Below are 19,147 nucleotides of genomic sequence, written 5' to 3' on the forward strand. Positions count from 1 at the left end.
TTGAGCACCTGTTTGACGGCACGGAAACGGTCGCGCACGTCGTTCATCGTGAGCGCGCCGCCCGAATCGACCACGTAGATGCAGGTCGCGCCGTAGCTTTCCATCTTCTTCGCTTCGACCGCGAGGTTTTCCGGCGTGGTCATGTGGCTCATCATCAGGAAGCCCACGGTGTCCATGCCCAGTTCGCGCGCGTATTCGATGTGCTGCTTCGAAATGTCGGCCTCCGTGCAGTGAGTGGCCACGCGCACGATGCGCGCCCCCGCGTTGTACGCGGCCTTCAGGTCGTGAATCGTGCCGATGCCCGGCAGGAGCAGTGTGGCGATCTGCGCATGCGTGACCACGTCGGCCACGGCTTCGATCCATTCCAGGTCGCTGTGCGCGCCGAAGCCGTAATTGAAGCTCGAACCCTGCAGGCCGTCGCCGTGAGCGACTTCGATGCTGTCCACCTTCGCGCGGTCCAGCGCGCGGGCGATGTCCTGCACGTTCTGGATCGAGTACTGATGGCGAATGGCGTGGCTGCCGTCGCGCAGCGTCACGTCGGAGATATAGAGTTTCTTGCTCATGGTCTTATCCCTCCACGCTCAGAAGCGTCTGCGCCATGCGTTCGGCGGTGGCGAGCGCGGCGGAAGTCATGATGTCGAGATTGCCTGCGTAAGCGGGCAGATAATGCGCGGCGCCTTCCACTTCGAGGAACACCGAGGTCTTCAGGCCGCTGAACTTGCCGAGGCCCGGAATATTCAAAGGCGCGTTCGCGGGAATCTCGTCGAACTGCACCTTCTGCTTCAGGCGATAGCCCGGCACGTAGGCGTGCACCTTCGCGACCATCTCCTCGATGGACTGCTCGACCTTCTCTCGGTCAGCCATCTCGGAAAGTGTATAAACCGTGTCGCGCATCATGACCGGCGGTTCGGCCGGATTCAGCACGATGATGGCCTTGCCCTTCGCCGCACCGCCCACCACTTCGATCGCCTTCGACGTCGTTTCGGTGAACTCGTCGATGTTGGCGCGCGTGCCGGGGCCCGCCGACTTGCTGCTGATCGACGCGACGATTTCCGCGTAGTGGACCTTCGCGACGCGCGACACGGCTGCCACCATCGGAATCGTGGCCTGGCCGCCGCACGTCACCATGTTGACGTTGGGCGCTTCGATGTGTGCGTCGAGGTTCACGACCGGCACGCAGTACGGGCCGATGGCAGCGGGCGTGAGGTCGATCACGCGAATCGAAGGCTTGAACGTGCGCAGCAGCGCGTCGTTCTTCACGTGCGCGCCGGCGGAAGTCGCGTCGAACACGAAGTCGATGTCGTCGAAGCACGGCAGGCGCGTGAGCCCCTCCGCACCCTCATGCGTGGTCGCCACGCCGAGGCGCGCAGCACGCGCAAGACCATCGGAGTTCGGGTCGATGCCGACCATCGCCGCTATCTCCAGATGCTTGCTGTTGCGCAGGATCTTGATCATCAGATCCGTGCCGATGTTGCCGGAGCCGATGACGGCAACGGAGAGTCGAGAGTTGTCTTTCACGATGCCGATTCCGTTTGATTGGAGAACTGCGCCCGGACGCCGCCGAGGCCCTGAATGTGGGCGGTGAACACGTCGCCCGGATTGACTGCAACCATGGGGCCAAGCGCGCCGGTCAGCACGATGTCGCCGGCACGCAGCGGCGCGCCGACCTGAACCATCTTGTTCGCGAGCCACACGGCGGCATTGAGCGGATTGCCGAGGCACGCCGCGCCCGCGCCAACGCTCACCGGGTCCGCGCCGCGCTCCATGACCATGCCGCAGCTAACAACGTCGAACGCTTCGAGATTGACCGGCCGGTTGCCGAGCACGAAGAGGCCGCTCGAAGCGTTGTCGGCCACGGTGTCGGCGAGGCGGATATCCCACTGCGCGATGCGGCTGCCGACCACTTCGATTGCCGGCAGCGCGTATGCGGTTGCGCCGATGATGTCTGCGATCGTATGACGTTCGTGGCTCAGATCGCGTTCGAGAATCAGCGCGATCTCCGCCTCGACCTTCGGCTGCTGCGTGCGTGCAAACGGAATCTCTTCACCATCGCCATACGCCATGTGATCGAACAGCATGCCGAAGTCCGGCTGATCGACGCCGAGTTGTTTTTGCACGGCCACAGACGTCAGTCCGATCTTGCGGCCGACGAGCCGCGCGCCACCTTCGAGTTGCCGCTGCGTGTTGATCTGCTGTACACGGTAAGCGTTGGAGAGCGGGTCGCCATCGAGGGCGGCGATCGCCTCGCGAACCGGCTGCACTGCGCCGAACGGCTGCTGGTGCTGCGCTTGCCAGAGCGTGTCCGCAATGACCTGAAGTGCCTGGAGCTGGGTCGTCATCACGCCACCTTCACGCAAACGTTGGTCAGCTCGGAGTAGAAGTCCATGGAATGGCGCCCCCCTTCGCGACCGAAACCCGAGAGCTTGGCACCGCCGAATGGCGTGCGCAGATCGCGCACGAACCAGGCGTTGACCCACACGATGCCGGTTTCGAATTGCGGCGCGACGCGGTGCGCACGGCTAAGGTTCGTGGTCCACACGGAGGCGGCGAGGCCGTAGGCGCTATCGTTTACGCGGCGCACCACTTCCTCTTCGGTATCGAATGGCGCGATATGGCAAACCGGCCCGAAGATTTCCTCGGTCACGCAGCGTGCGGTGTCGGACAGACCGGTCCAGATCGTCGGCTGAACGAACGCGCCGTGATCGCAATCGTTGCCGAACTGCGGCACGCCCCCGCCAGTCACGACTGTCGCGCCCTCTTCGACGGCAAGCTTGTAGTAGCCGAGCACTTTCTCGCGATGGCCCTTCGAGATCAGCGGCCCGGTCGTCGTGCCCGCCTCATACGGCGAGCCGACCTTCAACATCTCCGTCTTCTCCTTGAGCGCCGCGACGAAGCGCTCGAAGATCGGCCGCTCGACGTAGACCCGTTCGGAACACAGGCACACCTGCCCCGCGTTCGTGAAGCTCGAACGCAGCACGCCATCCACTGCCGCGTCGAAGTCCGCATCGGCAAACACCACGGCCGCGTTCTTGCCGCCCAGTTCAAACGACACGTTCTTTACGCCATCTGCCACAGCCTTCATGATCGTGCTGCCGGTCTTCGACTCGCCCGTGAACGTGATTGCGTCAATGCCAGCGTGACGCGTGAGCCATTCGCCGGCCGCGCTGCCGCCGTGACCATGAATCAGGTTAAAGACGCCCGGCGGCAGGCCGATATCGCGCATGACTTCCGCGAGCAGCGTGGCCGAAGTGGGCGTCTCTTCCGAAGGCTTGGCCACGACGCAGTTGCCCATTGCGAGCGCCGGCGCGACCTTCCATGTGAACAGCAGCAGCGGCAGATTCCACGGCGAAATTACGCCGACGACGCCGAGGGGTTTGCGCGTCACGTAGTTGAGCATCTCGCCGTCGGCCGTCGAGGTTTCGAAGAACTCGCCGCTCGCGGTTCGCACGAGATCGGCGAACGTGCGAAAGTTCGCGATGCCGCGTGCGACGTCCAGGCTCCGCGCCTGGGTGATGGGGCGACCCGTATCGGCGACTTCGGCCGCAACGAAATCGTCGAAGCGCGCCTGAATACCATCGGCGATGCGATGCAGCCAGCCAGCGCGTTGTGCGGCGCTCAGGCGACGCCACGGGCCCTGCTGCGCACGACGCGCGGCCTTTACGGCGGCATCGACTGCAGCCGCGTCCGCTTCGACGACACGCGATAGTTCCCGACCGTCGATCGGGCTCAGGTTGGCAAAGGTATCGGCGCCGTCGACGAATTCGCCGTCGATGAAATGGCGCAGGCGCGTCGGTAAGGCAGCGCTTGCTCGGGCGTTGGCATTCATGGGCCTTCCTGCTGACTGATTGATGTGCAGTCAGTGTAGGAGTGCCTCCGTGCGCTGAATAATCAAAACTTGCGCTGCCGATATAAAGACATGGAATAGCTAACTCACCGGCGCAGACTCACACGGCGACTATGCCGATGCCCTGGCAACCTCGCGCAGGCACTCGACGAACGACTCGCAGGCCGGATTCAGCTCCTTGTCGGAGCGCACGGAATAACCTACGGTGCCGAACGACCCGCTTTCGGGAATCTCGAGGATACGCAGCAGGCCAGCCCGCATGAAGCGCGTGGCCGCTACGCGCGGCATGACGGCCACGCGCGGAGCCTCGAGCAGGATGCCGAGATTGGTCAGTACCGAAAGCGATTCGATGATATCCGCGGGCAGCTTGAGCCCTGCCTGGCGAAACATGCGCTCCACTGCGTAGCGCAGCGGCGACTCCATCGTCGGGAGAATCCACGGCGCGTCCGCAAGATCACGCAGCGAACCGATCGATGCGCTGGCCATTTCCTGCCCGTTGCCGACAACGACGGCCAACGAGTCGTCAAAGAGCTTGTGATGCGTGAGCGGGAATGCGTCGGCAATCGGCAGCTCGACCTCCGGCAGGCGGCCGACGACGATGTCGAGTTCGCCGGTAGCAAGCAAGGGAAAGAGCTGCGCCGTTGGCCCTTCCCGCACGGTGACAAGCACGTCCGGGGCGCGCGACTTCAAACGGGTGATCGCAGCCGGCAACAGATGAGCCGACGCCGAGATCAGCGTGCCGATGACCACGTGGCCCGCCGTGCCGAAGCGGAAGGTGTCGAGTTCTTCGGACATGTGCCGAAACTCGGCGATCAGCGACTTGACACGCCGACCGACGACACGGCCGAGATCGGTCGGAATGACGCCGCGGCTATGACGCTCGAACAGCACGCCTTCGAATGACGATTCGAGTTCCTGAATGACCTTCGTAACGGCGGGCTGCGTGAGGCCCATGTCGGTCGCGGCGCGCCGGATCGATCCGGTCTCCATCACGCGGTCGAATACGAGCAGCTGACTGAGTTTCAGGTTGCGGCTCAGGCCTATCTGGCTGAGAGGATAGCGATGCATGATGGCGCCGTCGATCAGGGAATCGTGAAGCTCGATCTTATCAGCGGCGGCCCGGCGGCGCCGTTAGCGGGCGCCGAACCCGCTCATATCGCGTCGCGGCCGGGGTGTACGGCGCCGCAATGCGGACACGTGCGCTTTTCCCGCGATTCGTAGAACCCTGCAAAGAGCGGTGGCAGATCCTCGACAATGTCCTTCAACTGCACCTCGACGCGATGCACAAGGCCATCGCAGTGCAGGCAATACCATTCGAATCCGTCTATCGTCCCCGGCGCTCGCTGGCGTTCGATCACGAGGCAAGCGCTGTTCTCCTCAGGGCGCTGTGGCGAATGACGCACATGTGGCGGCAGCAGAAATACGTCGCCCTCGCACAGCTCGACGCGTTCGCGCTTGCCATCGATCATCAGATTCAGGTACGCATTGCCGCGCAACTGATAGAAGAACTCTTCGTGCGGATCGTCGTGGAAATCAGTCCGATGATTCGGACCTCCAACGACGGTCACGATCAGATCGCTGTCTTGCCAGACTTGCTGGTTGCCGACAGGCGGTTTCAACAAATTCTCATGCTCGTCGATCCAGCGAGCAAAGTTGAACGGCTTGCCGTAATGCGCCATGGTTGTCCCCTTCCTGTCTATTGCTGAATATGGCCGTGGTTTTGCTGGACTATTGGACCGCACCGTCGCGCGGCGCGTAGGCGATCGCCTTGATCTCGATGGTCAGCAGCGGGTGTGGCAGCTGGTGAACGGCCACCGTTGTGCGGGTCGGACCAGTCTCGTCGAAGTACTCGGCATAGACTTCGTTGTAGCCGCCGAAATCGTTCATGTTGACGAGGAACGTCGTGATTTCGACGACGTTGGTCAGGTCCGCTGCCTCAGTACGGAGGATATCGCGGATGTTTTCAATGACCGTGCGGGTCTGCTCCCGGATATCGACCGTCGCCGTGCCGAAGCCGTCCGCCGTCGCCCCGGCGAACGTGTTGTCGGCGCGCCGTGAACTCGTGCCCGAGACGAACAGAAAATCGCCGGCGCGAACGATATGGGGAAAGCGCCCGCGCGGCTTGGCCTTGCCTTCGACCACGCGGTGTTCAATTGTCTGGTTCATTCGACTGTCCTATCGTCATACGTTTTGCCATCGGAGCTGAGCCGTTCAAAGCATCATCTCGCGCTCGTCAGTCTAGGCAGCGCGCGGGACCGCGAATAATCAAAGTTTCCGTTTGCGGTATTCCACACTGGAATACCGGCGACACCGAGGCACCGAGTCACGCTGACCTAGTGCTGCAATTCCTGGTGCAAGTGCGCAAGAAACGCAGACAGGGTCGCAGTGCAAGGCTTGTCGCTCCGGGTAATGGCGACCAGCGTGCTGAGATGAAGCGGCAGCTTGCATTGCACGGGATGAAGGCGATAGTGCTCATGGAGCTCGCCCAGAATGCACTGAGGCACAAGAATCAACGCGTCACTCTGGCTCGCGAGCCGCAGCATCAGGTTCGACAACTGAGCCGAAATGATCTCGGTAATTGGCCCCAGGCCCGCGTTCTGCACGGCGAACTCGAGCTGCTGGCGAACGATGTTGGGCTGCGCGGGCAGTATCCACGGAAAACCCAGCAGGTCGCGAAGCTCGGCCGCCCCACCTGCGAGACGGTGGCCTTCGCGTGCAACGAAAAGCGGGTGGTCCTCGCAGAGCTTTTTCACCGCATAGTGATCGCTACCGTGGCCACTTGCAAGGCGGCCGATCACGACGTCGACGAGATCCTGGTCGAGGCGCTGCAGCAGCGTCTCCATCGACTCTTCCTGGACCACCAGTCGAACTCGCGGTGACTGCGTGCGAAACGACTGAATGCAGGTCGAGAGACTCCCCCACCAGCTAAGCGGCCGGAAGACCCCGACGGCCAGATTGCCAGTTTCTCCGCTCTGGAGCGCGTCGATCTCGGCTTCGGCGCGCAGTACATCGGCGAGGATCAGATGCCCGTGTCGAACCAGCGTTTCGCCGAGTAACGTGGGCCGCACACCGGATGGCGTTCGCTCGAAAAGCTGGGCGTCAACGATCGATTCGATTTCAGCAAGTGCTTTCGAGACGGCGGACTGGCTGACCATCAGGACATCGGCTGCTTTCTGGAGGCTTCCTTGCCGTGCCACCTCGATCACGACGCTGATATGGCGGAGTTTCAATCGTTGGCGAAACGGTGTCATGGCCTTGAGCGTTGAAATCTTTTGGATGGATTATATTTGATAAGTATTCCAATATAATTATCGGTCACTTCATGTGGCCAAACGTCGGACGATCTAACGTCTTGCCGCCCGCTTGAGTGTCTGCGAAGGTGTTTCGCCAAAGAGTTGCTTGTAATCGCTGGAAAAGCGGCCGAGATGCGAAAATCCCCAGTTCATCGCGATGGACGAAACGTTCCGCTCCGAGCAATCGGCGAGAATATCGCGCCGCACTGCTTCGAGCCGGTGCTTCTTCAGATAGGCCATCGGCGCATGCCCGAAGTGCTGCCGGAAGCCCTCGAACAGCTTGTAGCGCGACACGCCAGCCGCACGTTCGATGTCCTCGAGCGCGATATCTTCACGCGCATTCTCGTGAATGAACTGTTTCGCGCGCAACAGATAGTGCGGACACGACGGGCGCATCGCCTCGGCGAGCGCTTGCGAGTAGTTGTGTGGCTGGGAGAGCAACAGGCCTTTGATCAACGCCTGCTCGAGATCCCCCACCATCTGCTGATGATTGAGCAACGGCCCGGACTGTCCCATCTCCGCCAGCAGGAACTTGACCATGCGCCACCAGGCGGCCTGGTCACCGTCGGCGGCATTCATCTGCGGGTCGAACGTCAGTGCCGCGTCGAGCGGTCGTTGCAGAAGTCCTTCAAGCACCTGGCGCAAGGCCGGACTCGGAATCGAAACGATGATTTTCCGGCAATTGCCCGTGATCGCAAGATCCTGAGTTTCATGCGGTGACAGAACGAGACCACTGTCCCGGTCCGACAGCCACAGGCGACCGTGCGCGGCGAGTTCCTGCTGCCCGGTGAGCGGCAGACTCACGCTATAGCAATTGAGCGGCGCGTCGTTGTGCACAGAAACAGTGACGTCGGTGCCGTACTCGACGTAGCCTAACGTGCTCGCCATGGAGCGCATCACCGTTCCCGAATGATGGAATTGCAGTTCCTGCGGGCTACGTACCTGCAGTCCGTGCGGTCCGCAAATCGACGCCATCCAGTCCCGCGCGCCTTCGAGGTCGTGACGCAGCGCGTCAATACCTCGACTATCGTTGGCGGCAGGGGTTTGCATGGCGTGTCACTGAAGGATTGGCAATCGCTCAATGGTAAACCACGCCACGCCTGGACAAAATACCGAACAACCCAAATGCGTGCTGCGCCGCCGCTTCAGGGCGCTAGTTGCGCGCTGTTACTGTCCCCAAATTTCTCGTAGTAGAGACGGTGACCGTCCAGGCATTCGCTCGCGAGCCAGGTCTTGATTGCCTCAACCATCGGCGGCGGTCCGCACACGTACATGTCGAACGGACTCGCTTCGAGCATCCCGCGGTCGAAGTGTTCGGGAATGATCCCCGTCTTGCCCTGCCATGCATCAGAGGGATTCATCACGACGATGTCGCACGCGAAGTTCGCGATGCGCTCCCCGTAGGACTTCAAACGATCGAGCTCGCATAGATCGCGCGCGTTCGTCACGCCATAGTAGAGATGGAGCTTCTGTCCACAGCCGCCCTTGTGCGCGAGATCGTCTAGCATGCCCAGGAACGCGGACAGGCCAGTCCCGCCCGCGACCATCACCAGCGACCGTTCCACCTCCCGCAGATAGAACGTGCCGAGCGGCGCCTCGAACTCGATCGTCTGGCCCGGCTCGCAGCGCTCGCGCATATAGTTGCTCATCGCGCCGTCGGGCAAAAGACGAATCAGGAACTGAAGCTGGTTGTTGTCGCCGGGCCGGTTGGCGAACGAATACGACCGCCACACACCCGCGCCGGGGACCTTCAGGCGAGCATATTGTCCGGGCAGGAAGTCGAGCCGTCCCGGATGGGCGCTCGCGTCCAGATTCAGGATAGCTGTCGTTTCCGATACCTGCTTAACGGCCGTGACCTGGCCCGTCAGCAATGTGGTGCCGCCCGCATTGCACAGACTCGAATCGAAGTCGAAGTAGAACGACGCATCGGACTGCACGCGCGTCTGGCAGGACAGGATCTTGCGCGCGGCAAGATCGTCGGCAGACAGGGTTTCTTCGTCGACATAGTCCAACGTATAGCTGCCCGATTCGCAACGTCCCTGGCAAGTTCCGCACACGCCCTCGCGGCAATCGAGCGGGATGTTCACGCCATTGCGCAGCGCGGCGTCGAGCAGGAGCTCGCCCGAACGGATATCGAAGAACACGGTCTTGCCGTCGGCAAAACTGAACGCGACCTTATGGCTCATTTCGTGGCTCCCACTTACAGATGGTAGAAATCGAGCACGGCGTTGATCGTGTCGTTCAGCAGGAGCACATGCTTGCGCGCGATCTTCCACGTGTCGCCGGCCGGGCGCAACTGGTACGTGACACGTCCGAAGAAGTGCTCGGCAACGCCGTTGCGTGCGTAGAACGTGGCCCAGTTGGCCTTCACTTCCAGCTCGCCGCTCTCGTGCTCCGCGATTCGCACGTTGGTGATCTGATGCAACGTGCGTGGCAGCGGCGTAGACGCCGCCGACTTGCCCGTGCGCAGGCGGAACACGCGATCTTCGAGCCCTGTGCGGTTCGCGTAGAAGATCAGGGACATGCCGCGCTTCGGATCGGTCGTGTACACGTGCTCGGAGTCCCACTGGGGCACATGAAATTCACTGCTTTCGTCGAACAGGTCGAGGTACTCGTCCCAGCTCTGAGCATCGCAAAGCTCGGCCTTGCGATAGAGAAACTGCTCGACCGATTGTTGCAGCGTTTGCGTAACAGGCATGATTCAGGCCTCCTTGGTGACGTTCGACTTTTGTGCAAGACCTTTCATGAGAAACGTCTGCCACGCGCCATGCTGGTTGACGTAAAGGCCCTCGTGAGTCAGCTCCGTGCCGCACAGCAGGGGTGCAATGCCAAGCAAGCGCGTGTTCGCCGTTTCGCCTGCGACCCACTTGTGATGACCGCGCGAAATGTCGCTCCAGCGCTCGAGGCGCGCCTGGAAGCCGCGCTGCTGCTCGCGGAACTCCACGAGATCGTCCGGCGTGCCCATGCCCGATACATTGAAGAAGTCTTCGAATTGCCGAATGCGGCTCTCGCGGTCCTGGTCGGATTCGCCCTTCACGCCAATGCACTGGCTGATGACCTCGGTCTTGTTCCAGGCAACCGGACGCACGATGCGCAGTTGGGAGCTGATCTGGTCCATGAAGAACAAACTCGGATAGATGTTCAGGTTGCGCAGGCGATGCATCATCCATTCGGCTTTCTGCTGCCCCTGTGCCTCGACCAGGCGCGGCATGACGCTGCCATAGCCGGGACGCACGCTGGGGTTCGGCATGTCGCTGAACAGGACGCTATGGCCATTCCTGAACGCGAACCAGCCGTCGTCCGTCTCCGAATCACCGGCGCCGAGCTTGCTGTAATCGAGCGTTCCGTTCGCCGCGCCGCCGTTTTGCTCGTTCTCCTCCTTGCGACGTTGCACCGTGGCGACGTAGTTGTAGTGCACCGTGCTCACGTGATACCCATCGAGGCCATTCTCGTTCTGCAACTTCCAGTTGCCTTCGTAGGTGTACGTGGACTTGCCGGGCAGCACTTCAAGCTCGCCCGTGGGCGACTGCGCCACCATCATGTCGAAGAAGATGCGCGCATCGCCGAGGTAGTCCTCCAGCGTGTCGGTGGCGTCGACGTCGAGGCTGATGAACACGAAGCCCTTGTAGCTCGCGATGCGCGCCTTCTTCAGGCCGCGCGTGGATTTGTCGAAGTCGTCGCAGTACTCGGCGGGCGCCTTGACCTTGACGAGACGGCCGTCGCTCTTGTAGCACCACGCATGAAAGGGGCATGTGAAAGTCGACTGGTTGCCTTTGCCCATACGCGTGAGCGTCGCGCCGCGATGCTGGCACGCGTTGATCATCGCGTTGAGCTGACCGTTGCCGTCACGCGAAATGATCATCGGCTGGCGACCCGCGCGCATCGTCATGAAGTCATGGGGCTTGGGAATCTCGCTCTCGTGGCACGCGTAGATCCAGTTCTTCTCGAAGATGAACTCCATCTCCATGTCGAACAGTTGCGGCTCCGTGAACATCTCCCGTGCGATGCGATAGACGCCCTCTGCCGGACGGAAATCGAGGCATCCGCCAATGAAATCCTGCCATTGCGTCGTGGTTTTCTCTGCGCTCACGATGGGTTCTCCTCCTGCCATTTAGCGGTCTTGTGACCAGGTCCTTGATGAGCTGGATTGAATACCCGATGCGTTGCGGGCGCTATCCACCTGGTCGCCGTTCGCTATCCGCTTTTTTTGCCGCTTCGTTGGATGCGTCTGCGCGACGCCGTGCGACGTCGGCTGCGGCGGCGCCACGCGGCCGCGCCGGAAAAAACGGATAGTGAGTACCGAGTAGACGGATAGCGATCGCGCAGGCTCGGGTATCTAATGCCGAGAACGCCCCCGGGTCGAGCGTCCGCGCTGATCAGTGTCCACAGGGCTCCACGTGCATCACTGACTTTCCGCCATGAACGCAGCGAGGATCGACCGTATCGAAACCCGCCTCGTCGATCTGATGACGATTCGCCCTCACAAGCTATCCGTCGCCACGATGCACGGGCAAACCCTGATGCTGGTGAGGTGTACTGCAGCGATGGCGTAACCGGCAGGCATCGGAGATCGTAGTGACACCGTTGTGCCGTCATCCATCGTCGGTGCGTAACAGCGATGTCTAAAGCGGAAAGATTGATGTTGTGCAACGGGCGAGCCTGTCCTGGGACCGCCTTCCTAAATCCAGGTGGAGACAGTAATCATGAGCGCAAAAGTATTCGACACGAAGGAAGTGCAGGACCTGCTGAAGGCCGCTGCGAATCTCAACGGCGGCAGCGGCAACGCGCGTTTCCAGCAGATCGTCCATCGTCTGCTGGGCGACCTGTTCAAGGCCATCGACGATCTCGACATCACGCCCGATGAAGTCTGGGCCGGCGTGAACTATCTGAACAAGCTCGGCCAGGACGGCGAAGCGGCGCTGCTNGCNGCNGGNCTNGGTCTCGAGAAGTANCTNGACATCCGCATGGANGCCGCAGACAAGGCNGTGGGTCTCGAAGGCGGCACGCCGCGCACGATCGAAGGGCCGCTNTANGTTGCNGGCGCNCCGGTGCGCGAGAGCGTTTCGCGCATCGACCTCAACGCNGACGCCGANGCGGGGCCGCTCGTCATNCACGGCACGGTCACCGGNCTCGACGGCAAGCCGCTCGCCGGCGCCNTGGTCGAATGCTGGCACGCCAATTCGAAGGGCTTCTATTCGCACTTCGACCCGACCGGCGCNCAGGACGACTTCAACCTGCGCGGCGCGGTCAAGACCGGCGCGGACGGCAAGTACGAATTCCGTACGCTCATGCCGGTCGGCTACGGCTGCCCGCCGCAGGGCTCGACTCAGCAACTGTTGAACGGGTTGGGCCGTCATGGGAACCGCCCCGCGCATGTGCACTTCTTCGTCACAAGCGACGATCATCGCAAGCTGACCACACAGTTCAACATCGAAGGCGACCCGCTGATCTGGGACGACTTCGCCTACGCAACGCGCGAAGAGCTGATTCCGCCCGTGACGGAAATGACCGGTGGCACTGCGCTGGGCCTGAAGGCCGATACGTACAAGGACATCGAGTTCAACCTCACGCTCACGCCGCTTGTCCAGGGTAAGGACAACCAGATCGTCCAACGCCCCCGTGCCTCAGCTACGGCGTAACGGCTCGGCAGGACGGTAATCGCGCGGATTTTCGAGCCCAGGCGCGGATGGAGACCCGTTCTTCATTGGCTCCGTCCAGACTCACCTCGAAAGTCCTGGTATTCGAATCTGGAATACGGCCATCGCAACTTTTGATTATCCGGCCGTTACGCGGCCGCCTAGACTAGCTGGTGTCTGATCGACTGGTATTCCGGTTTGACCCGGCAAGCAAGACGGCCCTATCCCGTGAGAACGCGCAAGGGTCCTTTAGTTTGCTGGGCGGTTAGTAGTCGATGCTCGTGCGATTGGAACGGAGACAGCGAAGATCATGTTGCCATCTGGAACACACAAGGAAGAGATGTTGCAGGCCGTGCGCCGCCTGTGCGACGACATTCGGGACCGCCCGCTCGATGCCGATCTCGAGGCGCATCTGAACCAGGCGTTCGGCCCGGGAACCGAATCGTATGCCGAGCTGGTACGCCTCCTGAAGCTCGGCGTTCAGGAACGTTGGGCCGCCTATGTCAAGGTCGAGGGCGGGGATTATCGCCGAGGCCGGATTGCAGATCCGTCGAGTGAAACAGCGCAAATGAGCGTAGAGAGCGGACTGCTGCGCGACGTGAAAGGTCAGTACCACTGTCACACGAACGGGGAGATCAACATGATCGTCCCGCTCGAAGAAGGGGCGCAATTCTGTGGCCACGGCGCCGGCTGGCGCGTTTTCCCGCCACGTAGCGAACACTTTCCGACTGTGACCGGCAACGCGCTCATGCTCTATTTTCTGCCCGGCGGAGAGATCGAATATCGTACGCCGCCAGCCGCGTGAGTGCACCTGCTGCGCGTTTGTCAGACTTTTGTTGGGAACCGTCATGAGCATCAGGATTCTCGCCGTCAGCGGCAGTTCTCGCCGCGACTCGCTCAATCAGAAATTGCTGGACGTTGCCGTAGTCGGCGCAAGAATCGCCGGCGCCGAAGTGACACCGATCCGGCTCGCAGACTACTCATTGCCACTGTACGACGGCGACCTTGAGGCCGAATATGGACTGCCTGACGGAGCACATGCGCTCCAGGCGCTTGTCGCGAAGCACGATGCGATCCTTATCGCGACGCCCGAATACAACGGCGGCTACACTGCGTTGTTGAAAAACGCGATCGACTGGATCAGCCGACCGTGCAATGACGGCTCATCGGGCATCGCGTTGCTGACTGGAAAAGTCGCGGCGCTCGTCTCTGCGTCACCGGGACAGCTTGGCGGCGTTCGCTCGCAGACAGGCATGCGCGCGGTGCTCGACAAACTCGGCATGCTGGTCATTCCCGAGTCGTTTGCGTTGAGCCACGCGCATCAGGCATTCGATGTCGAAGGGAAACTCAAGGACGAGAATGTTGAGCGGCTGGTATCCGGTGTGGGTGCGGCCTTGTATCGAACCGCTGCTCAGTTAGCCTGATTGTTCGTTGTCGCAATCCTGCACTTTGCTCGACTTCCTTTAGGGCGAACTGCCGCCACTTTGGGGCTGAGGGAACCATTGTGTGCCCGGTGCGTTACCGCAGGTCCAGCGGCGAGCGGAGAGTTACCAGGAGTTTAGCTGTGCAGCCAGGAAGCCCAATCGCAATCGGGTCATCGGCGTAAGGCGACAAAGCAGACTATCATGATGGGAAGCTGCATTCTTCAGCGCAGGAGCACATCATGACGTCGAATCCATCCAGTGAGCCGACCGGCACCTCCCTCGACCCCGCGCAAACTTCCACCCGCACGACTGGCCAGCCCGATCCGAAGGGCCGGAAAAATCCGGCCCCAGACGACCTTCCCGACGCCGACGCGGCAGAGCCCGAGCCTCACGAGCATCTCCCGTCCAGAAGCGACGACAACTGATTCAACACCGCAGGTGCCGACACTCATCGTAGCCTTTCAGATCGTCAACAATCAGAAAATCAACGTTTGCTTTCGCTGCTTGCGACCGAACGCTGACTACCCTTGAATTGCGAATTGACTCGGTACCTGGCACCTTGCGTTGCGAAAAGCGGTCGCAAGACCGCTTACCTGATTAGCCCCGCAACAACCCTTCCGCTAATAGTGCTTCCTGAACTCGCGGTCGGCTGGCCACGCGTTGCTGAAACGCTGTGATAGCAGGTAACCGCGATATATCCAGGCCAACGTGCGGCGCCCAGTTTGTTACCGTGAAGAGATAGGCGTCTGCGGCCGAGAAACGCTCTCCCAGCAACCATTGCTGGGACGTAAGGGACCGCTCCAGTAATGCGTAGTTTTTGAAGAGTGCCTCTCCCCTTTCCGCACGGATTAGTTCGGGCGTCGAGTGCTTGAAGAGCGGGGAGTAACTCTTGTGCAAGTCTGAATTAACGAAACCGAGCCATTCCTGCAGGCGGTAGCGCGCCATCGTCCCGTTCCGCGGCGCGAGTTCGTATTCTGGGTTCAAGTCTGCAAGGTACTGCATGATTGCAGGGCCTTCCGTAAGCAAATCCTTGTCGTCCAGTTCGAGTACGGGTACGTTTCCCTTCGGGTTGACTCGAACGGGTGGACATTGAGTCAAAGCGCACACAAACCGGAGTTGACTTTTTGTCATTTGGCAATTGCGTCATCAGGCGCGGCGCTTCGGTGAGCTTCGCCATGACCTGCCCGGCATTTCCGCGCGCGTGCTTAGCATTCGACTCCGTGAACTCGAGACGCGGAAACTCGTCGCACGGCGCGAACTCGATAGTTCGCCGCCCTCAGCAGAATACGAACTCACGGATCTTGGGCGCGAATTACTTCCGGCAATCGATACATTCGCTTCGGTGGGCATGCGGCTCCTGAAAGCCTGGCGCGAGCCGGGTTCGCAGACGTAGTGAACGTCGGCGCGAGGCGCTATGCGGAGGGCGTCTATTTGTCGTCGGCGCGCCGATGCAAGTTATCCCCTTCTGTTTCCAGCGCAAGATCAACCCGATTTCGACCGGCGTTTTTGGCCGCATACAAAGCCTGATCGGCCCGGGCAATGGTGTCGTCCATCGTACGACCGGGGCGGTGGATAGCGATACCAGCAGAGAAGGTGAAAGTCATCTTGCCTTCCAGGTTGTCAATCCGCAATGCGGCTATACACAACCGCAGCCGTTCCACACGTTCGAAGGCGCGGGCTTCATCGGTCGCGGGCATAAGAATCAAGAATTCTTCTCCACCCCAACGGGCAACAGTATCGACACTGCGCAAGAGTGCACGCGCCTCGTCTGAAAATCGACGCAGGACCTGATCACCTCCGCTATGCCCGAATCGATCATTCAATTGCTTAAAGGAATCAAGGTCAATCAGCGCAACGGCAAACGGACGTCTGGAGCCTTCGATGAGCGCCATCTCGCGCAACAATTCGCGAGCACGTCGTCGGTTGACCAGACCTGTTAAGTCGTCGCGGGTAGCAAGTTCCTGAATTCGATCCAACGCGTCCTTCAGATCCACCCGATGTCGCTGCAGTCGCGCCTGTAAGGCGTTGAGCCTCATTGCCAGTCCGGCCACTCCGGGCAAAGTGACCATGCTGACGAGAAAGTTTGAAAGGTCTACGGTTGTCGAATAACGGCCCGGCCACTGCACATGCATCCAGATCATGGCTGAAGCCATGATGGCGAGAGCGAGCAACGTCAATTCAATCATGCGTCGCCAGCGTATAGAGAATGCCCCGAAATTAAGCGCCAGCACTAGTGGGAGAAGCACCGCACTGCGAGCAATGTCAGTGATCGCGTAGCCCGCCATAACCGCGAGAACCGCAAAGAGGATCTGAGCCTGGGCAAGTGCGGGATCAGCGAGGCGCTTGCTCCAACCGCTCCGAATCAAGCAATGGAACACAGACAGGGAACACACGACCACGAGCAACCAGATCAAGATCGCATCGCCAAAGTCAGTTCTTGAATCCGTGAACGGGATCATCACTGCGGCAGTTCCCGCATAGATCACGACGGTGAGCCACCAGTGCTGCAGGCGAATGCGCGTGTGGGGCTCACTTGTCCAAAGCATGATCTTGAGTCGATGCAGGAATGGCGAAGTCATAGGGCGGGATGATATTACCGCTTGTGTTCGGCCGGCCTCAGAATGTCTCCCAGCCTTCACTATTGGCTGCAGCCGGGCTTATCGCGTGAACTGCCGCTGTGAGCGGTCTCGCGGCCGCCGAAGCTTTCCGGAGTGCCGGGCGCGCGGCGCGCCCGCGGGATTCCGAAAGGTTCGCCGGGGCAGCAGATCCGCCCGTTGACAAGGCCGCGGCCAGGGAATCCAGACGGAAGAACGAAACCGCCTGGTTCAACAGCCGCCCCTGATCCTCGAGTGATTTCGAGGCTGCCGCTGCTTCCTCCACCAGCGCAGCATTCTGCTGCGTCACTTCATCCATCTGTGTGATCGCCAGATTGACCTGCTCGATACCGCGGCTCTGCTCGGTCGATGCAGCGGCGATTTCCCCCATGATGTCGGTCACACGTGCCACGGCCTGCGTCACTTCCGCCATTGTCTTTCCAGCCTCATTGGCGAGCGACGATCCGGCGTGAATCTTCTGTACGGAAGCGTTGATCAGATCCTTGATCTCCTTGGCTGCACTGGAGGACCGCTGGGCGAGGCTGCGCACTTCGCTCGCCACCACCGCGAATCCGCGCCCCTGTTCGCCTGCCCGGGCAGCCTCAACAGCAGCATTCAACGCGAGGATGTTGGTCTGAAAGGCGATCCCTTCGATGATCCCGGTGATATCCGCGATCCTGGCGGAACTCGTGCTGATCTCGCTCATCGTGTCGACCACCTTGCCCACGACCTGATTACCCCGCCCCGCCACTTCGGATGCGCTGGCCGAAAGCGAACTTGCCTGTTGAGCGTTCTCGGCATTTTGCTTCACCGTTGACGTCAACTCTTCCATGCTGGAGGCGGTTTCCTGCAGCGATGCCGCCTGCTGTTCCGTGCGTGAGGAAAGATCCACGTTGCCCGTCGCGATCTGGCTCGAACCGATAGCGATGCTGTCGGCGGAAGTGCGAACCTGACCAATCAGGCGAACAAGGCTGACCTGCATTTCGCCCATCGAGGCGAGCACACTTCCCGGAGGTGCAGTCGTTGCCCCCGATACCGAACTCAGATCACCGCCGGCGACGCGCTGCGTCACATCGCTCAATGCGTCGGGCTCAGCACCCAAGGCTCGCAGCAGGCCCCGAGTGATGACAACGCCAGCCACGACCGCCATTACGACCGCGGCCAGACAGATCGAAATCAGCAGGTTCCGCTGATTCTCGAATTGATCACTCGATTGCCGTACCATTTGCTCCGCACGTTCACGAGTGAAATCCAGATACTCGTTCGACGCCTTGATTAGGGCCGAGAGCAACGGCTTGCCTTTGGCGTTGATTTCCACGATTGCTGCGTCGCGCTGATTACTGACTGCAAGCCTGACAATCTCCATGGCCACGGGACGGAAAAGTCCTTCATTTCGCGGAATTTCGGCCGCGAGACTCCGAGCTTTGTCGCTCATGTCGGAAGCGCTTGCCACCAGGGCCTCAAACTTCTCCAGTCTGGCCTCCACCTTGCGTTCAGCGTCGTTGACAGCGGCGCCTTCCAGTGCGATATCGGCAGGCGTGATGGCCAGCACCAGGTTGTGTACCGCCATGGCGCGATCATCGACCGCGGCACGAACAGCATCCGCCGCGTCTGCTCGTGCTTTGATACCACTGATATAGCCGGAAAACCGGTCGTTCGCGTCGTTCAGCTGCTTCAGCGACAGCCCGGACACGGTTATAACGATAACTGTCAGGATTCCGAAAGTTATCGAGAGTTTTGCTTTCACTGACCGATGATTCAGCATGTGTCAATTCCAAAACCAGGAGGGGTACAAACAATCAAGATCGGGACGCATGTCCGGCCAAATGGTATGCGCCCACGCCATGGCTTAGTCACAAAACTGGATTAACTCGAATCGTTGCAGAGGAATCCAGATATTCATGAAAGGTATCCGGTAGATTACATTCTGTGTCGCCCTCTCCGCGCTTCTCGCGTACGTAATAATCTCGTCAGGAATGAGACACAAATAGGCCTGATTGAAGTACACTTTTAAAAACAAGGCGCACGGTTAGCGTTTTCATATTTCGACCAGCCTGTTTCAAGGTATACGACTCGCATCAACCACAACTTGATCTGTGAGCCCGTAAGGAATTCCTGAAAATTTCGTCAGCACTTCCTGACCCTATCGCTGCTTCTGAACAGAACTGTTCTACCGAACCCACTGACGTGCCAGCAAAGGCGGGCACGCTCCTCTGATCGTTCGTCGGTGGCTGTGTGTGCACGGGCAAATTGCTCGTAAGACGACAATATTTTCAGAAAATCCTTACTTTCTGTCCCGTATGTGACTGGGTAGACTTTGGATGCCGAACGACACCGTGAGAGGGCAAGTCAGGTC

20 protein-coding genes and 1 pseudogene are annotated in these 19,147 nt (G+C 60.5%); 6 read left to right on the forward strand and 15 right to left on the reverse strand.

Annotated elements, in window-relative coordinates; genetic code table 11:
• The 12 genes from dmpG to antA form a co-directional block, all read right to left on the reverse strand.
• A partial coding sequence (gene dmpG / locus A3CW_RS0139990; RefSeq protein ID WP_028208544.1) for a 4-hydroxy-2-oxovalerate aldolase occupies window positions 1-563 on the reverse strand: 563 nt, incomplete at its 3' end.
• A 4-nt stretch (window positions 564-567) separates the two neighbouring features.
• Window positions 568-1,521, reverse strand: coding sequence for an acetaldehyde dehydrogenase (acetylating) (locus A3CW_RS0139995; RefSeq protein ID WP_154678189.1), 954 nt, complete (start codon window positions 1,519-1,521; stop codon window positions 568-570).
• A complete protein-coding gene (locus A3CW_RS0140000) occupies window positions 1,515-2,339 on the reverse strand; it encodes a fumarylacetoacetate hydrolase family protein (RefSeq protein WP_028208546.1) in 825 nt (274 codons plus the stop codon). Before A3CW_RS0140000 ends, A3CW_RS0139995 begins: the two co-directional genes overlap by 7 nt.
• The gene (locus A3CW_RS0140005; protein WP_028208547.1) at window positions 2,339-3,826 is read right to left on the reverse strand and encodes a 2-hydroxymuconic semialdehyde dehydrogenase; all 1,488 of its coding nucleotides are present in this window, start codon (window positions 3,824-3,826) and stop codon (window positions 2,339-2,341) included. The genes A3CW_RS0140000 and A3CW_RS0140005 overlap by 1 nt, the downstream gene beginning before the upstream one ends.
• A gap of 129 nt (window positions 3,827-3,955) precedes the next feature.
• Window positions 3,956-4,912, reverse strand: a complete 957-nt coding sequence (locus A3CW_RS0140010) for a LysR family transcriptional regulator (RefSeq protein ID WP_028208548.1) — start codon at window positions 4,910-4,912, stop codon at window positions 3,956-3,958.
• An 83-nt stretch (window positions 4,913-4,995) separates the two neighbouring features.
• A complete protein-coding gene (locus tag A3CW_RS0140015; RefSeq protein ID WP_028208549.1) occupies window positions 4,996-5,523 on the reverse strand; it encodes a 3-hydroxyanthranilate 3,4-dioxygenase in 528 nt (175 codons plus the stop codon).
• A gap of 49 nt (window positions 5,524-5,572) precedes the next feature.
• A complete protein-coding gene (locus tag A3CW_RS0140020; protein WP_028208550.1) occupies window positions 5,573-6,010 on the reverse strand; it encodes a RidA family protein in 438 nt (145 codons plus the stop codon).
• A 167-nt stretch (window positions 6,011-6,177) separates the two neighbouring features.
• Complete coding sequence (locus A3CW_RS49180) at window positions 6,178-7,095, reverse strand: LysR family transcriptional regulator (RefSeq protein WP_081772030.1); 918 nt, start codon at window positions 7,093-7,095, stop codon at window positions 6,178-6,180.
• A gap of 93 nt (window positions 7,096-7,188) precedes the next feature.
• Window positions 7,189-8,187 carry an AraC family transcriptional regulator gene (locus A3CW_RS0140030; RefSeq protein ID WP_028208551.1) on the reverse strand — a complete coding sequence of 333 codons (999 nt, stop codon included), beginning with the start codon at window positions 8,185-8,187 and terminating at the stop codon, window positions 7,189-7,191.
• Between the two features lie 95 nt (window positions 8,188-8,282).
• Window positions 8,283-9,323, reverse strand: coding sequence for an anthranilate 1,2-dioxygenase electron transfer component AntC (gene antC, locus A3CW_RS0140035; protein ID WP_028208552.1), 1,041 nt, complete (start codon window positions 9,321-9,323; stop codon window positions 8,283-8,285).
• 14 nt (window positions 9,324-9,337) lie between these two features.
• A complete protein-coding gene (gene antB / locus A3CW_RS0140040; RefSeq protein ID WP_028208553.1) occupies window positions 9,338-9,835 on the reverse strand; it encodes an anthranilate 1,2-dioxygenase small subunit in 498 nt (165 codons plus the stop codon).
• A gap of 3 nt (window positions 9,836-9,838) precedes the next feature.
• Window positions 9,839-11,248: an anthranilate 1,2-dioxygenase large subunit gene (gene antA, locus A3CW_RS0140045; RefSeq protein WP_407669814.1), complete on the reverse strand. Its 1,410-nt coding sequence runs from the start codon at window positions 11,246-11,248 to the stop codon at window positions 9,839-9,841.
• A gap of 307 nt (window positions 11,249-11,555) precedes the next feature.
• Between antA and A3CW_RS52815 the strand changes: the two are divergent.
• The 5 genes and pseudogenes from A3CW_RS52815 to A3CW_RS51640 all read left to right on the forward strand — a co-directional run.
• A pseudogene (locus A3CW_RS52815) lies at window positions 11,556-11,695 on the forward strand (muconate cycloisomerase); the annotation flags it as partial.
• Between the two features lie 145 nt (window positions 11,696-11,840).
• Window positions 11,841-12,776, forward strand: a complete 936-nt coding sequence (catA, locus tag A3CW_RS0140055) for a catechol 1,2-dioxygenase (protein WP_028208555.1) — start codon at window positions 11,841-11,843, stop codon at window positions 12,774-12,776.
• Between the two features lie 337 nt (window positions 12,777-13,113).
• Entirely contained in the window at window positions 13,114-13,578 is a 465-nt protein-coding gene (locus tag A3CW_RS0140060; protein WP_245623858.1) for a 4-hydroxylaminobenzoate lyase, read from the forward strand.
• Between the two features lie 43 nt (window positions 13,579-13,621).
• Window positions 13,622-14,197: an NADPH-dependent FMN reductase gene (locus A3CW_RS0140065; protein ID WP_028208557.1), complete on the forward strand. Its 576-nt coding sequence runs from the start codon at window positions 13,622-13,624 to the stop codon at window positions 14,195-14,197.
• 239 nt (window positions 14,198-14,436) lie between these two features.
• A complete protein-coding gene (locus A3CW_RS51640; protein ID WP_081772031.1) occupies window positions 14,437-14,622 on the forward strand; it encodes a hypothetical protein in 186 nt (61 codons plus the stop codon).
• 172 nt (window positions 14,623-14,794) lie between these two features.
• Here A3CW_RS51640 and A3CW_RS49185 read toward each other — a convergent pair whose 3' ends face one another.
• A complete protein-coding gene (locus A3CW_RS49185; RefSeq protein ID WP_081772032.1) occupies window positions 14,795-15,328 on the reverse strand; it encodes a glutathione binding-like protein in 534 nt (177 codons plus the stop codon).
• 7 nt (window positions 15,329-15,335) lie between these two features.
• On the opposite strand from A3CW_RS49185, the gene A3CW_RS49190 reads away from it, so the two are divergent.
• Window positions 15,336-15,590 carry a winged helix-turn-helix transcriptional regulator gene (locus A3CW_RS49190; protein WP_245623859.1) on the forward strand — a complete coding sequence of 85 codons (255 nt, stop codon included), beginning with the start codon at window positions 15,336-15,338 and terminating at the stop codon, window positions 15,588-15,590.
• A 34-nt stretch (window positions 15,591-15,624) separates the two neighbouring features.
• Here A3CW_RS49190 and A3CW_RS49195 read toward each other — a convergent pair whose 3' ends face one another.
• Together A3CW_RS49195 and A3CW_RS0140085 are read right to left on the reverse strand one after the other, a co-directional pair.
• Complete coding sequence (locus tag A3CW_RS49195; protein ID WP_081772033.1) at window positions 15,625-16,776, reverse strand: GGDEF domain-containing protein; 1,152 nt, start codon at window positions 16,774-16,776, stop codon at window positions 15,625-15,627.
• A 37-nt stretch (window positions 16,777-16,813) separates the two neighbouring features.
• On the reverse strand, window positions 16,814-18,556 hold the full coding sequence (locus tag A3CW_RS0140085) for a methyl-accepting chemotaxis protein (protein ID WP_035515369.1): 1,743 nt from the start codon (window positions 18,554-18,556) through the stop codon (window positions 16,814-16,816).
• Between the last annotated feature and the right edge of the window lie 591 nt (window positions 18,557-19,147).

The sequence above is a fragment of the Paraburkholderia nodosa DSM 21604 genome, from assembly GCF_000519185.1.
Lineage (GTDB): Bacteria > Pseudomonadota > Gammaproteobacteria > Burkholderiales > Burkholderiaceae > Paraburkholderia > Paraburkholderia nodosa.

What these genes read in the sequence shown, in the direction of transcription:
- A3CW_RS0140000 (WP_028208546.1), bottom strand. Translation starts at nt 2,339, where the DNA reads ATGACGACCCAGCTCCAGGCACTTCAGGTCATTGCGGACACGCTCTGG.
- A3CW_RS0140005 (WP_028208547.1), bottom strand. Translation starts at nt 3,826, where the DNA reads ATGAATGCCAACGCCCGAGCAAGCGCTGCCTTACCGACGCGCCTGCGC.
- A3CW_RS0140010 (WP_028208548.1), bottom strand. Translation starts at nt 4,912, where the DNA reads ATGCATCGCTATCCTCTCAGCCAGATAGGCCTGAGCCGCAACCTGAAA.
- A3CW_RS0140015 (WP_028208549.1), bottom strand. Translation starts at nt 5,523, where the DNA reads ATGGCGCATTACGGCAAGCCGTTCAACTTTGCTCGCTGGATCGACGAG.
- A3CW_RS0140020 (WP_028208550.1), bottom strand. Translation starts at nt 6,010, where the DNA reads ATGAACCAGACAATTGAACACCGCGTGGTCGAAGGCAAGGCCAAGCCG.
- A3CW_RS49180 (WP_081772030.1), bottom strand. Translation starts at nt 7,095, where the DNA reads ATGACACCGTTTCGCCAACGATTGAAACTCCGCCATATCAGCGTCGTG.
- A3CW_RS0140030 (WP_028208551.1), bottom strand. Translation starts at nt 8,187, where the DNA reads ATGCAAACCCCTGCCGCCAACGATAGTCGAGGTATTGACGCGCTGCGT.
- antC (WP_028208552.1), bottom strand. Translation starts at nt 9,323, where the DNA reads ATGAGCCATAAGGTCGCGTTCAGTTTTGCCGACGGCAAGACCGTGTTC.
- antB (WP_028208553.1), bottom strand. Translation starts at nt 9,835, where the DNA reads ATGCCTGTTACGCAAACGCTGCAACAATCGGTCGAGCAGTTTCTCTAT.
- antA (WP_407669814.1), bottom strand. Translation starts at nt 11,248, where the DNA reads ATGGCAGGAGGAGAACCCATCGTGAGCGCAGAGAAAACCACGACGCAA.
- A3CW_RS0140060 (WP_245623858.1), top strand. Translation starts at nt 13,114, where the DNA reads ATGTTGCAGGCCGTGCGCCGCCTGTGCGACGACATTCGGGACCGCCCG.
- A3CW_RS0140065 (WP_028208557.1), top strand. Translation starts at nt 13,622, where the DNA reads ATGAGCATCAGGATTCTCGCCGTCAGCGGCAGTTCTCGCCGCGACTCG.
- A3CW_RS51640 (WP_081772031.1), top strand. Translation starts at nt 14,437, where the DNA reads ATGACGTCGAATCCATCCAGTGAGCCGACCGGCACCTCCCTCGACCCC.
- A3CW_RS49185 (WP_081772032.1), bottom strand. Translation starts at nt 15,328, where the DNA reads ATGACAAAAAGTCAACTCCGGTTTGTGTGCGCTTTGACTCAATGTCCA.
- A3CW_RS49195 (WP_081772033.1), bottom strand. Translation starts at nt 16,776, where the DNA reads ATGACTTCGCCATTCCTGCATCGACTCAAGATCATGCTTTGGACAAGT.
- A3CW_RS0140085 (WP_035515369.1), bottom strand. Translation starts at nt 18,556, where the DNA reads ATGCTGAATCATCGGTCAGTGAAAGCAAAACTCTCGATAACTTTCGGA.